Source organism: Roseateles sp. P5_E1 (assembly GCF_054049335.1).
In genome coordinates this window covers 15,385-27,893 of the sequence record NZ_JBFUMN010000064.1, presented here as the reverse complement: position 1 = coordinate 27,893, position 12,509 = coordinate 15,385, and the positions used below count along the sequence as shown (strand labels likewise).

The window sequence follows — 12,509 nt, the reverse complement described above, 5'->3', positions numbered from 1 at the left end:
GGCCGTGGCTTCGGAGGCCGGTGTGGCGGCAGCCAGCGACAGCGCGGCCACCGGCTCCGGCGCTGACGCCGAGGGCACCTCGGCCGGCCTGCTCACGACGAAGGTCAGAAGGGCGCCGCCGGCCAGCATCGCGAGCAGGATCAACGCCCAGCGCGTGGCCCTCATGCCCATGCCGCCGCAAGCAGGTCGCCAGCGGTCCGCAGACGCAGTTCAGGCAGCGGTTCGAATAGGGTTTCCATCAGGGGCGAGACAGGCTTGTTGCGACGGCGCGCAGCCTAGCGCAGCCTGGTGATGCGGCAGTCGACTGCTCGCCATTCAGCGCGCGGAAATCTTCACCGCCCGGTGGGCAAGCCCCAGGAGGGGCCGTCGCCGGCTGTGTCAGCCGAGTCGCACCGGCACAAAGATCTGCTGGCCGTCACGCGCCACCAGCAAGGCCACCGAGGCCGGCTTGCCCTTCAGCGCGTCGCGCACCTGCTCCACGCTCTGCACCGGCTTGCCGTTCAGCGCCAGCAGCACGTCGCCGGGCTGCACGCCTGCCAGCTGGGCCGGGCCGGTCACGCCTTCGATCAGCAGGCCATGGTCCAGCCCCGAGCCGCGCAGCTCCTGGCGCTCCAGCGGACGCAGCGCCAGGCCCAGCGAGCCGCCCTGGGGCGTGGCGCTGGCTTCCTGTGCGTCCTTGTCGGCGCGGCCCAGGCTGACGGTCTCGCTGACGCGGGACTTGTCGCGCCACAGCTCCAGCTTGAGCTTGTCGCCAGGGCGGGCCAGGCCGACGCGGCTGGACACGTCGCCCGCCACGCGCACCGGCTCGCCGTCAATGGCCGTGATGACGTCACCCGCCTTCAGCCCGGCCTTGGCGGCGGCGCTTTCAGGCTGCACGCTGGACACCAGGGCGCCATCGGGCGCACCCAGGCCGAAGGACGAGGCCAGCGGCGCCGACAGGTCCTGCAGCGTGACGCCCAGTCGCGCATGCTCGACCTTGCCGTGGGCAACGATCTGGTCCTTGACCTTCAGCGCCACGTCCACCGGGATGGAGAAGGCCAGGCCCTGGAAGCCGCCGCTCTGCGAGAAGATCTGCGCGTTGACGCCGACGACACGGCCGGCCGCGTCGAACAGCGGGCCGCCCGAGTTGCCCGGGTTCACGGCCGCGTCGGTCTGGATGAAGGGCACGACGCTGTCGCCGGGCAGCGAGCGACCCTTGGCGCTGACGATGCCCTGCGTGGCCGTCTGCTCGAAGCCATAGGGCGCGCCGATGGCCAGCACGTAGTCGCCGACCTGCACCTGCTTGGGGTCGCCGAGCTGCACGGTGGGCAGGCCCTTGGCGTCGAGCTTGAGCACGGCGATGTCGGTGGCCGGGTCGCTGCCCAGCACCTTGGCCGAGAACTCGCGGCGGTCGCTGAGCTTGACGGTGACCTGCTTGGCGTCGCGCACGACGTGGGCGTTGGTCAGCACGACACCGTCGCTGCTGATGATGAAACCGGAGCCCTGGCCGCGGAAGGGCTGCGGCCCCTGCTGCGGCATGCGCAGCCCGGGGATGCCGCGGAAGAAGCGGAAGAAGGGGTCATCGTCACCCCGCGCGACGGGGCCTTCGTCGCCGTMGTCATTGCCCACCTTGTGCAGGCCGGCCACGGTGATGCCGACCACGGCAGGGCCCTGGGTCTGCACGATGGCGCGGTAGTTGGGCAACTGGGCGGGGGGAAGGGCCACGGCGGGTGCCGGTGTGGTGGCCGCAGCGAGGGCCACGGTGGTCGGGGCGGCGCCGCCGGGCGTCGCGTCGGTGGCCGCTGCGGCGGGCGCCTTGTGAAACCCGGGCAAGGTCCACCCCGAAGCCGTGGTGGTCAGCGTCACACCGGCAGCCAGCAGCGCAGCGGCCGCGGCAGTCACCGTCATCTTGGCGGTCTGGGTCATCGAGAACTCTCCTCTAGGGGCGGGCTGCGGCGCAGCCGTTGCCGTGGACTCTAGGGAGGGGAGGTGAGGGCTCGATGAGGGGAAGGTGAGGTGAAAGTTAAGGCGACGTGGGACGTGGAGTCTGCGGTGGCGGCTTCAGGCTGGCTGCTGCCGCTCGGATTCATCAGTCGTGGGGCAGCAATGTGCCCAAAGCGGAAGGTCATGATCGACGACCGAGGACGGGACCGCAGCTAGCTGTCATTGATACAGCCAAGTCCGCCGCCCACTTCATGACACCCCTCGGCCGCTCGCGCGGTAAGTGCGATCATGGCGCCGTCGATGTGCCGAGGCTTGGCATTCCAGCGCGAGAGGGTCAGGCGTTGCTCGTGCTAGGGCTTGAAACTTGAGCCCCGACTCTGAGCCTTGCGTGACCCCGAGCGTGCGAGCCTGATCTCTGCGGGGTTCGGCCGCTCATACCTTGGCGAGGAAGGCCGCAGCATCACCCGCTTCACACTTCCAGTCTGCGAAGACCCCGACCAGATTGCATTCCACGCAGCGGCAAGCGATGTAGTACCAGCGCACGTCATGTGTGCCCGCGTACACGGAGACGCCGGACATCAGCTCGAACACCTCGTTCTCGCACACGCACTCGTGCGCCTCGGGCACGGATTCTTCAACGTAGTCCGCGCTGTTGCCCATCAGGTGTTCCTGCCCGCAGTCGGTGCAGGTGCGGATCGCCACGCCGGCTTCTTCATCGGTCTGTAGCGCGAAGGTCCGGCACCCGCAATCGCATTTGGACGCGGCAAACCGGACGGCCTCATGGCGATTCGCAACGCTGTAGCTGCGCAGCTCGGCCTGGGTGTCGCCGGACGTCGTCCCGTACCAGAACTCGCCCTTCTTCGTCAGTGCCATTGACGCTGCTCCATTCTTAAAGGTGGGCTTCCCGGCAGGCCTGACGCCAGGGTCGCCCCGATCATCTGGATTTTGCCTGGGGGCTCGGCCAGTCGTCGTTAAGGGACCGGGTCGGGGTGGCCGCCGACAAGAGCTGGCCGACAAGGTGCCCGCGACTTCGCGACAAGCCTGCATTCCTCGCTGCGCGCGGTGCAGCCCTCAAGCCGCCGTCGGCTCCAGGCTGGTTGCTGCCGTTCACGGCAGGCCAGACGGCAGGCAGCTATCCAAGCTGAGCGGTCACCTCAAGCGCGAAATTCGTCACTCGTTAGCAGAAGCTCACGTTGAAGTTGAGCCGCGGCCTGAGGCTTGCCGAAGAACACTTGCTCGGCCACCCGGTCACACATCCGGCGCCCGTTTCTTTGGGAGCCTGTTGAACTCCCAGAAGCGATCTCTGGTCTCGGGCGTAGGGTCCGCCGTGCTGAAGCACTCAACCTCGTCTTGACGGAGTTGGTCTGAATAGCAGTCATGTTGCACCCTTCCGCTGGAGCCTGGCTCGATACCAGCCACATTGAGCCATACGGCGCCGATCAACTTGGTCCCTCCTCGGCCCTGAACTCCAACGGAGAGGTATGGCAATCGCATGTCCGATCCGTTGTGCACTTCAAATATGGCGTCTCCGTTTGAAGCAAAGCCGGTATGACGCCATACGAACTTCTTCCGTGCAGCGACGATCTTCAGCTGCTTGTCGGTGAAAGGCTTCGACGGTTTGGCAGCAGGCGGCTCGACTCCATCTGTCGACCAATCGCAGTCACATCCGAATATCTGACCTCCACACGAAGGGCAGCGTTCAACATCGCACCCAGGAACATGGAGTTCGCCTTTGATGACGCCACAGTCGTGGCATGCCCGGTCGTTCGCGCCCCAGTCGTCCTCCTCCGCGCCATACCGAACGCGCCCCATCTCCTTGCCGTTCGGGTGACAAGTGAGAAGAAGTTGAGCCTCTTGAATTCTCTCCGGCCACCCTTCTACGACCTCGATGCCTCGGAACTCGACCATCTTCTTCGTCACACTCTTTCTCCGATGGGATGCCTACTCAAGAAAAGTCGGCAGCGAACGACAGCAATGGCCGAATGTTGCCACTCGATTGTCCTGATCGAATTACTGCAACCGCTGCGGTGCCGCCGTCCGCCGTCGGTCTCGAGCTTCAGCTTTGGGCACAACGCCGCCATCCAAGCGCGGCAATTGAGAGACAGCAGTCGCTGCGAAGCAGTAGTCCGCCGAACTTCGGCATCAGGCTGAGCTGAGTCATTCACATGCCAATGCAGCAGCGACAGCAGCCGTCCGGACCGGTCGTTGAGCGCTGCTGGCACCGACCGGCAGCTTCGCCCATAGCAGCAGTCGCTTGACCACGGTCCTCGAAAGTCAATCGGTTGAAGCGAACCTTCCCCGCTTCGAGCCATGGTTCGGGTCGTAGACGCCCCAAGCCCAATCTCCAAACCGGGTGTGTCGGTAGTCTTCGTAGGCACGTCGGATTTCGTCTAGCGTGGTCATCACGAACGGCCCGTGCTGCACGACGGGTTCTTCAATCGGGCGGCCTTGGAGCATCAGTACATCAGCTTCCTTGGACCCATTTACAAGCTCGACCACGGCGGAGCAGTCGACCTCGATAGCAGAACGCGCGTCGACGCACTCACCGTCGATGGTCAGCGTGGAGCCCTTGAAGAAGAGGAGCTGCCTGCGCGTGCCACTACCCAAGGCAGGCGGTAGCTGCCACCTCGCACCCGGCGCCATCTTCAACGTCCACACGGCCAAGTCCGAACTAGGGTCTGACGCCCATGACCTTGAAGGCGGTGACGGCGGCTGTTGCATGTGCACTCCGTGCAAGGCGCCGACGATGCATGTGACGTCGACGCCGGCTTCCACATGCCTCGGGATGTCCTCGGCCCAGAACATCTTGAAGCTGGGCTCAGCCATCTTGTCGCGCGCCGGCAGGTTCAGCCATATCTGAAACAGCTCCAGCGTGTTCGGCTCGAGGGGGTCCAGCAAAGGGAACATCTCCGCATGCACGACACCACGCCCCGCAGTCAGCCACTGCACATCGCCCGCGCCATACCGGGCTGTGGCGCCCAGTGAGTCCGAGTGGTCGACCACGCCCTGGCGGACGATGGTGATGGTCTCGAAGCCGCGATGCGGGTGGGCAGGGAAGCCTGGCACCGTCTGCCCGAAGTACATGCGCCAGGGCTTTCCGGCACCTGTATCGGCAGGTGGTGGCTCAACCGGTCCCAAGTCGGCGTTCCCAGGTGGATAGTGGTCGAGGTGATAGGCGCAGACGAGAAACGGGTCGATGGTTTCCCAGGGGGTGCCGAGCCGGGCGACGCTGATGATGGAACGGGGCATGAACAATCCGAAGAGAGCAGTGGGTGAGCCACCCGTGGGCGGCAGTCAGCTCAGCTTGATGAGGTTCTGCAGGATCAGCGGCCCGCCCATACCGATCAGCAGCCCGCCCTCGTTCGCCTTGCCCAGAGGGACCGGCGCGAAGCCCAGGTCCGCGACCAGCTTGGCCATCGCCGCCTCAGCGCCGGCGTCGTTGCTCGACACGAACATGACACGCCGACCACCGTTGACCGCAGGGTCTTGCGCGAGCAGCTTGGCCGGCAGCTGGTTCAGCGTCTTGACCACCTTCGCGCCTGGGAAAGCGGCAGCCACCACGTCCGTGGAAGCCTGCCCCTTCAACTCTTCCGGCGAGATGCCGTAGGTGTTCATCGCGTCTACAACGACCTTGCCAGACCAGTTCGAGAGGGCTCCGCCGACCGCTGCGTGAGCACGGAACGGAACAGCCAGGATGACGACGTCGGCCGCAAGAGCGTCCTGCAACGCGACGGGAACCACCTTGTAGCCAAGTTCAGCGGCAAGCGATGCAATGGACTCGGGGCCGCGCGTGTTGGCGATCCGAACGGAAATGCCGCTGCGGGCGAAGTGACGGGCCAGGGCGGTGCCGACGTTGCCGGAACCGATGATGGAGTAGGAGGTCATGATGATTCTTTCGATGGGGGTTTGAGATTTGCGAAGCGCGTGCCCTTTAGGCCGCAATCGCCTCGATGTCTTGCAAGGCCTTGGCAATAGCGGCGTCCTTGGCTTGCGGCCCGAACGCGATGCCTTCGGCGCGCACGACCTTCACGTCGGTCACACCGAGGAAGGCCAGCAGGCCAATGAGGTAGCTTTCCTGGTGCTCGAGCGCAGCAGCCGGGCTGCCGGCCGAGTAGACGCCGCCCCGCGCCGATGCGATGAAGGCCTTCTTGCCCTTGAGCAGCCCTTGCGGCCCGGTCGCGGTGTACTGGAAGGTCTTGCCGGCCACGGCGACGCGGTCGATCCAGGCCTTGAGCGGCGTCGGAATCGACAGGTTGTACATGGGTGCGCCGATGACGAGGACGTCTGCGGCGAGCAGTTCGTCCATGTAGGCGTTGCCCTTGACCAGGTCGGCGTTGATGGTGGCGTCGTCGCTGGTAGCACCCATGCGTGCGGCCATATGAGCGCCGGTGAGGTGCAAGGCGGGGTCGGCTGCAAGGTCCCGATAGGTCACCCGGATGTCCAGGTGAAGCGCCTTTTGGCGGGCGACGATTTCAGCAGTCAGCTGGCGGCTGACGGACGCGGCGCCGAGGGCGCTGGAGTTAAGATGAAGGAGTTGCATGTTGGGTCTCGAAGTGGGTGGGGGTGGTTCGCAGCGGGCTTACTGCTTGACGGCTTCGACCTGCACGGCGAGCTTCACGGTGTCGGGGATGCCGAAGTTGATGCCCCAGCCCATGCCCCATTGGCTGCGCTGAATCGTGGTCTCGAAGTCGCCGCCGCACACCTCGCGCTTGAGCATGGGATTCGTGTAGCAGTTGAAGTTGGAGGCCTTCAGCACCACGGGGAGGGTCTTGCCCAACAGCGTGAGTTGGCCCGCCACCTCGCTGACCTTGTCCCCGTTGAAGCTGAACGTGTTGGCGACGAACTTGGCCGTCGGGAACGCGGCGGTGTTGAGGAAGTTGTCGCTTTGCAGGTGCTTGTCGAACGCGGCGGTGCCGGTGTCGATGGAGCCGGTCTCGAGCGTCAGTTCGACCTTGCCGGTCTTGGCCGCCTTGTCGAGTTGAACGGTGCCTTCCTTCTTGTCGAACCGACCGCGGTTGGTCGACGTTCCGAAGTGAGTGACCTCGAAGGTCACGAAGGTGTGCGTGGGGTCGATGCTGTAGGTTGCGACTTCCGCGTGAGCAGTGCCGACGAGTGCGGTGGCGGCGGCCAGTGCGGTCGCGATGAGGGTCTTGCGCATGGGACGGGTCCTTTGAGGGTGGCTTGCAGGAACTGGGGCTAAAACAGAGATGGGTCCCTGCTGCCTCCTATCCTTTGCAGCGATGACTGCATGGGAACGAATGATGGAGACCGGCTTCCATTCTGAGAAGCCGGTATATTGAGATTCGATCCATCTGTTTAAGAGATGGAAGGAGTCTCAATTGCTCGACGGCGTTTCCTTGGACCAGCTCAGGACGTTCATCGCCGCGGTGGACGAGGGCAGCTTTTCCGCCGCCGCACGCAAGCTCAACCGCGTGCAGTCAGCGGTGAGCGGCTGGGTCAGCGGGTTGGAGCAGCAAATCGGCGTGGTGCTCTTCGACCGCTCAGGCCGGTTTCCGAAGCTCACCGCGGAGGGTGTGCTTCTGCTGGCCGACGCCCGCAACATCGTGTCTGGTGTGGACACGCTGAAGGCCCGAGCCAAGCTGATGGCGGCAGGCCAGGAGACCGAGCTCTCGGTGGTGGTTGACGTGTTCTTCCCCACTGCGCTCGTCAGCGCTGCCGCAAAGGCATTTGCGAGCCAATTCCCTCTTACGCCGTTGCGCCTGTTCGTGGAGGGCCTGGGAGCGGCTTACCAGCCCGTGCTGGATGGGCGGTGCAGTTTGGGCATTCTCTCGACCTTGCCGGCTGTGACGTTCCCGTCGCTGGTGAGCGAGCGCTTGGGCGAATTGCCCCTGGTATCGGTCGCCGCGGCGAACCATCCGCTCGCGGCATGGGCAGATCGGATTCCCCGAAGCGAGCTGGCGAAGCACGTCCAGCTGGTGCTCACCGACCGATCAGACCTGATGGCAGGACGCGACTACGGCGTGGTGTCGCCGTCGACCTGGCGCCTAGCCGATCTGTCGACCAAGTACGCCTTCCTGAAGGACTGCGTCGGCTGGGGCGGCATGCCACTGCACATGGTCGAGAAGGACATCGCTGACGGCACCCTGGTTGTCCTCGATGTGGACGACATGCCGCGGACGGGCTTCATGTTGACCATGTCCGCGTATCACCCGGCTTCCGAACCGCCCGGGCCCGCGGGCAGGTGGTTCATTGACCACTTGAAACAGTCCTGGGAGTCCTTGCGGGAACTGCCCTGATGCCTTCGGCAGGAAGGCTCTTTCAGGGATACCCAGATGACGCTTGAGCGATCGGACGGTTGCTTGCAGCTTCCGCTGCAGAGATGTCGGGGTGAGGTGCGTGTGGCGCACCCTCGCCGCTGCGAAAGCAGTCGTTGCTGCCATGTCGACAGGTGACTCGACGACTGCTTCCTGTCCAAGACCGTGAACCCGGCGACCTGCCGCGGATGACGGCACTCGCTGCAAAGCGGGCGCCAGCTCCTTAGTCCTGAGCCGCACGCCCTTGGCGTCGGTCAGGACTTCGCAAACCGCCTGCGGTACTCCGCCAGGCTGACCCCCAACCGCCGCGCAAACGCCCGCCTGAAGCCGTCCGCATTCGCATACCCCACCGCATCCGCCAGCCGCTTGGCCGGCAGGTCCGACTCCTCGGCCAGGCGGCGGGCGGCGTCGATGCGGGCATGGTCGACAAAGGCCGCGGGTGTGGTGCCGGCCTCGCTGCGGAAGGTGCGTGCAAAGCTGCGCTCGCTCATGCCGGCGCGCGCGGCCAGCGCGGGCACTGAAAGGTCGGCCTTCAGGTGGGCCAGCACATAGTCCTGCACGTCGCGCACGCTGGATCGCTCGGACGTCTGCGCGGCCAGGTGGGCGCTGAACTGGCTCTGGCCGCCGGGCCGCTTGAGGAACATCACCAGCTCGCGCGCCACGCGCAGCGCGAGGTCGCGGCCGTGGTCTTCCTCCACCATCGCGAGCGCGAGGTCCATGCCCGCGGTCACGCCGGCGGAAGTGAACAGCTTGCCGTCCTTCACGTAGATGGCGTCCGCCTCGACGCAGGCCTCGGGGTAGGCGGCCGCCAGGCGTGCCGCGGCGTTCCAGTGGGTCGCGACGCGCTTGCCGTCGAGCAGACCCGTGGCCGCCAGCACGAAGGCGCCGGTGCAGACTGAGCCGTAGCGCCGCACCGTGCGCGACTGGCGCCGCAGCCAGTCCTGCAATGGCCCGTCGCTCGCCATGTCTTCGATGGTGGGGCTGCCAGCCACGAGCAGGGTGTCGATGCGCCCGCGATGCGTCGCCACCGTCGCATCCACGGCCAGGCGCAGGCCGCTGCTGCTGGTGAGCAGGCCGGCCTCGCTGGAGATCAGCTGTACCTGGTAGGCCCTGGGGTCCTTGAGCTGGCGCGAGGCTTCGACGAAGACGTCGGCAGGCCCGGCGACGTCGAGCAGCTGGAAGCGGGGGAAGGCAAGGATGGCGACGCGCATGGCGGGGATGGCAGAGAAGGTCCGATGACTGGCAGAAAACGTCGCACGTTGGCGAAGGCGGCCAAACGAGTCTGGCAGAAAATGTCGACACCGGCAAATTGCGCCAGAAGGCTCATCATGCAAACCCAACCCATCGGCCCAGCCTCACCCACTTTTGAAACGCGCCCGGCAAGCTCCGTGCGCGACCTGCCCGTCAGCCTGTTCGGTTCGGTCATGGGCCTGTCGGGGCTGGCACTTGCATGGCGGCTGGCGCACATCAGCCTGGGCGTGCCGGCGTGGGTGGGTGAGGCCATAGCGGCCTTTGCCGTGGGCGTGTTCGTGTTGTTGTCGCTGGGCTATCTGGCCAAGCTGGCCTGGCACCGCCAAGCCGTGCACGCGGAGTTCCATCACCCCGTGTCCGGCAACTTCTTCGGCACCGTCGTCATCGCGGTGCTGCTGGTGGCGGCGGTTGTCGAGCCGTACAGCACGCCTGCCGCCAGCGTTATCTGGACGGTCGGAGTGCTGGCAACGCTCGCCCTCGCAGGGGTGTCGACCTCCCGCCTGCTCAAGGGCAGCGTGGACGCGTCTCACGCGCTGCCGGCCTCGCTGATGCCGGGCGTGGCCACGCTGGACATCCCCCTGACCGGCAGCCACATGCCCATGGCCTGGGCGCCGGAGGTCAACCTGATGGCCGGTGCCGTGGGCGCCGTGCTGGCGGTGCTGCTCTACCTGCTGATCTTCAGCCGCCTCGTGCACCGCGACCCGCTGGCGCCCGCCATGACGCCGTCGCTGATGATCCTGATGGCGCCTTTTGCCGTGGGCTTTCTGGCGTACGTCAACCTCGTGGGCGGCGTCGACCGTTTCGCCGCGCTGCTCTTCTACTTCGCGCTGTTCATGTTCGTTGTCATCGTGCCCAAGGTGTTCCGCCGCGGCGCCAGCTTCTCGTTGGGCTGGTGGGTGATCGGCTTCCCGTTGGCCGCGCTGGTCAACGCAGCGTTGAAGTACGCGCAGTTCCGCGACAGCGCGCCGCTCTGGGTCATCGCCATCGTGCTGCTGGGCCTGCTGAGCATGGCGCTCGCGGTCCTCACGGTGCGCACCGTGTGGCTGGCGCTCAGCGGCAGGCTGTTGTCATGACGTGGCCGGCCAGGCCAGCTCCGCACGCAGCCCGCCGAGTGGTGATGCGTCCAGGCTGATGCTGGCGCCCTGCTGCCGCGCCGCCGCCTGCACGATTGCCAAACCCAGCCCGCTGCCTTCAACCGTCGCGCCTTCGCCGCGCTGGAAGCGATCGAAGACGCGCTCGCGCTGGTCGGCCGGGATGCCGGGGCCGTCGTCGTCCACACGCAGCAGCGGTGCGCCACGCGAGCCGCGCAGCGCGCTCACCTGCACCGTTCGGGCGCCGTACTTCACGGCGTTGTCGATGAGGTTGCGCAGGGCGCCGCGCAGGGCCTGGGGGTCGCCGGTCAGCGGCAGCGGGTCGGGGGCGGTCAGGGCCAGCGTCACGTCGGCCTTGTCGGCCAGCGGCTGCACATCGGCCACGGCCTGGCGGGYCAGGTCGGCGAGGTCCAGCGGCAACTCGGCCGCCGCGGCACCGGGCTCGGCGCGGGCCAGGGCCAGCAGCTGCTCGACGAGATGGACCGCGCGGTCGATGCCGCCGCGCAGGCGGGCTATTGCAGCGTCCTGCTCCTCGCCCGGCGCCGCATCGCGCAGCAGGCCGAGTTGCAGCTTCAGCGCGGTCAGCGGCGAGCGCAGCTCATGGGCGGCGTCAGCGACAAAGCTGCGCTGGGCGTCGAAGGCGGACGAGAGCCGCCCGAGCAGGTCGTTGAAGGCGTCGACCAGCGGCGCCACTTCACCGGGCAGGCCGGCGGTGGGCAGCGGGTGCAACGCGTTGGCACCGCCGGCCTGGGCCGCGCGGGTGACGCGCGCCAGTGGCGCGAGTGACACGCCGAGCAGCCACCAGACGGCCGCCGCCACCAGCGGCAGGGCCACGGCCAGCGGTACGACACTGCGCAGGGCCGCCAGTGCGGCGAGCTTCTGGCGCACGGCCAGCGGCTGGGCGACCTGCACGACGCGCTGCGGCGTGGCCGCGCTGAACACGCGCCAGTCCTGCCCGGCGAGGTGCAGGTTTGAAAAGCCCAGCACCGCGCGCGCCGGCAGCGCCTCGGTCATGCCCTGCGGCCGGCTGGAATAGATCTCCAGCCCCTGCACGGACCAGATCTGCACCAGGTAGTCCAGGCTGGGGTCGGCCAGCGCCGCGGCCTCGTCGCCGGCGATGCGGCCCTGGTCGCGCAGCGACAGCGCCGTCTGGCGCAACTGGTAATCGAACAACTCGTCGGCCTCGGCGCGCACGCTGACATAGGTGGCGCCGGCTACGGCCAGGGCCGTCACCGCGCCAAGTGCCGCCAACAGCGCGAAGAGGCGGCCGCGCAGCGTGCCCAGCCACTTCATGGCGCGCCACCTTTTTCAGGGCCGGCGTAGTAGCCCAGCCCGCGCACGGTATGGAGCAGGTCGGCGCCGAGCTTCTTGCGCAGCTGGTGCATGTAGACGCTGATGGCGTTGCTCTCCAGCTCCTCGCCCCAGCCGTAGAGGCGGTCCTCGAGCTGGGCGCGCGACACGATGGCGCCGGGCCGCTCCAGCAGCGCCTCCAGCAGCGCGAACTCGCGGGCCGACAGCAGGATGGGTTTGCCGGCGCGCGTGACCTCGCGGGTGGCGGGGTCCAGGCGCAGATCGGCGACCTGCAAGCCCGTGTCGGTGCGGCCGCCATGGCGACGCGTGACGGCGCGCAATCGGGCGAGCAGTTCGTCCAGCTCGAAGGGTTTGACGAGGTAGTCGTCGGCACCGGCGTCCAGGCCGGCCACCTTGTCGGTCAGCGCGTCGCGGGCGGTCAGCACGATGACCGGCGTCGCGTCCTCGCGGGCGCGCATCGAGCGCAGCACGTCGATGCCGCTGCGCTTGGGCAGGCCCAGGTCCAGCAGCACGGCATCGAAGCGCTCTCCGCTGGACAGCACGGCGTCGGCGGCCTGGCCATCGCGCACCCAGTCAGCCGCGAAGCCCTGGCGGCGCAGGGCTTCGCGCAGGCTCTCGCCGATCATGAGGTCGTCTTCGACAAGCAGGAGGCGCATGG

Annotated in this window: 12 protein-coding genes; 2 read left to right on the top strand and 10 right to left on the bottom strand. The window is 67.1% G+C overall.

Annotated elements, in window-relative coordinates; translation table 11 throughout:
* Positions 1-378: 378 nt before the first annotated feature.
* From ACXJKJ_RS26780 to ACXJKJ_RS26750, 7 genes are all read right to left on the bottom strand, one after another.
* A complete protein-coding gene (locus ACXJKJ_RS26780; protein WP_457393836.1) occupies positions 379-1,905 on the bottom strand; it encodes a Do family serine endopeptidase in 1,527 nt (508 codons plus the stop codon).
* 450 nt (positions 1,906-2,355) lie between these two features.
* Positions 2,356-2,796 carry a hypothetical protein gene (locus ACXJKJ_RS26775; protein WP_056197105.1) on the bottom strand — a complete coding sequence of 147 codons (441 nt, stop codon included), beginning with the start codon at positions 2,794-2,796 and terminating at the stop codon, positions 2,356-2,358.
* A gap of 375 nt (positions 2,797-3,171) precedes the next feature.
* Complete coding sequence (locus ACXJKJ_RS26770) at positions 3,172-3,843, bottom strand: hypothetical protein (protein WP_157281518.1); 672 nt, start codon at positions 3,841-3,843, stop codon at positions 3,172-3,174.
* Between the two features lie 354 nt (positions 3,844-4,197).
* Positions 4,198-5,172, bottom strand: coding sequence for a pirin family protein (locus ACXJKJ_RS26765; RefSeq protein ID WP_457393833.1), 975 nt, complete (start codon positions 5,170-5,172; stop codon positions 4,198-4,200).
* Between the two features lie 45 nt (positions 5,173-5,217).
* Positions 5,218-5,808, bottom strand: a complete 591-nt coding sequence (locus tag ACXJKJ_RS26760; RefSeq protein ID WP_457393830.1) for an NADPH-dependent F420 reductase — start codon at positions 5,806-5,808, stop codon at positions 5,218-5,220.
* A gap of 46 nt (positions 5,809-5,854) precedes the next feature.
* Positions 5,855-6,463 (bottom strand): FMN-dependent NADH-azoreductase, encoded by a 609-nt coding sequence (locus tag ACXJKJ_RS26755; protein WP_457393828.1) that lies wholly within the window; start codon positions 6,461-6,463, stop codon positions 5,855-5,857.
* 39 nt (positions 6,464-6,502) lie between these two features.
* Positions 6,503-7,081 (bottom strand): YceI family protein, encoded by a 579-nt coding sequence (locus ACXJKJ_RS26750; RefSeq protein WP_457393825.1) that lies wholly within the window; start codon positions 7,079-7,081, stop codon positions 6,503-6,505.
* 181 nt (positions 7,082-7,262) lie between these two features.
* On the opposite strand from ACXJKJ_RS26750, the gene ACXJKJ_RS26745 reads away from it, so the two are divergent.
* Positions 7,263-8,180 carry a LysR family transcriptional regulator gene (locus ACXJKJ_RS26745; RefSeq protein ID WP_057295916.1) on the top strand — a complete coding sequence of 306 codons (918 nt, stop codon included), beginning with the start codon at positions 7,263-7,265 and terminating at the stop codon, positions 8,178-8,180.
* Between the two features lie 272 nt (positions 8,181-8,452).
* Here the strand turns inward: ACXJKJ_RS26745 and ACXJKJ_RS26740 are convergent, their stop codons facing one another.
* Positions 8,453-9,409 (bottom strand): GlxA family transcriptional regulator, encoded by a 957-nt coding sequence (locus ACXJKJ_RS26740; RefSeq protein WP_457350501.1) that lies wholly within the window; start codon positions 9,407-9,409, stop codon positions 8,453-8,455.
* A 117-nt stretch (positions 9,410-9,526) separates the two neighbouring features.
* Between ACXJKJ_RS26740 and ACXJKJ_RS26735 the strand changes: the two genes are divergently transcribed.
* The gene (locus tag ACXJKJ_RS26735; RefSeq protein ID WP_457350499.1) at positions 9,527-10,522 is read left to right on the top strand and encodes an SLAC1 anion channel family protein; all 996 of its coding nucleotides are present in this window, start codon (positions 9,527-9,529) and stop codon (positions 10,520-10,522) included.
* Here ACXJKJ_RS26735 and ACXJKJ_RS26730 read toward each other — a convergent pair.
* Both ACXJKJ_RS26730 and ACXJKJ_RS26725 read right to left on the bottom strand, forming a co-directional pair.
* Positions 10,517-11,833 (bottom strand): ATP-binding protein, encoded by a 1,317-nt coding sequence (locus tag ACXJKJ_RS26730; RefSeq protein WP_457393822.1) that lies wholly within the window; start codon positions 11,831-11,833, stop codon positions 10,517-10,519. The two genes, ACXJKJ_RS26735 and ACXJKJ_RS26730, sit on opposite strands and share 6 nt — an antisense overlap.
* Positions 11,830-12,507 (bottom strand): response regulator, encoded by a 678-nt coding sequence (locus ACXJKJ_RS26725; protein WP_457393819.1) that lies wholly within the window; start codon positions 12,505-12,507, stop codon positions 11,830-11,832. Before ACXJKJ_RS26725 ends, ACXJKJ_RS26730 begins: the two co-directional genes overlap by 4 nt.
* Positions 12,508-12,509: the final 2 nt, after the last annotated feature.

Excerpts from the sequence above, each read along its gene's own strand:
- ACXJKJ_RS26775 (WP_056197105.1), bottom strand. The coding sequence starts at position 2,796 with ATGGCACTGACGAAGAAGGGCGAGTTCTGGTACGGGACGACGTCCGGC.
- ACXJKJ_RS26765 (WP_457393833.1), bottom strand. The coding sequence starts at position 5,172 with ATGCCCCGTTCCATCATCAGCGTCGCCCGGCTCGGCACCCCCTGGGAA.
- ACXJKJ_RS26760 (WP_457393830.1), bottom strand. The coding sequence starts at position 5,808 with ATGACCTCCTACTCCATCATCGGTTCCGGCAACGTCGGCACCGCCCTG.
- ACXJKJ_RS26755 (WP_457393828.1), bottom strand. The coding sequence starts at position 6,463 with ATGCAACTCCTTCATCTTAACTCCAGCGCCCTCGGCGCCGCGTCCGTC.
- ACXJKJ_RS26750 (WP_457393825.1), bottom strand. The coding sequence starts at position 7,081 with ATGCGCAAGACCCTCATCGCGACCGCACTGGCCGCCGCCACCGCACTC.
- ACXJKJ_RS26740 (WP_457350501.1), bottom strand. The coding sequence starts at position 9,409 with ATGCGCGTCGCCATCCTTGCCTTCCCCCGCTTCCAGCTGCTCGACGTC.
- ACXJKJ_RS26735 (WP_457350499.1), top strand. The coding sequence starts at position 9,527 with ATGCAAACCCAACCCATCGGCCCAGCCTCACCCACTTTTGAAACGCGC.
- ACXJKJ_RS26725 (WP_457393819.1), bottom strand. The coding sequence starts at position 12,507 with ATGCGCCTCCTGCTTGTCGAAGACGACCTCATGATCGGCGAGAGCCTG.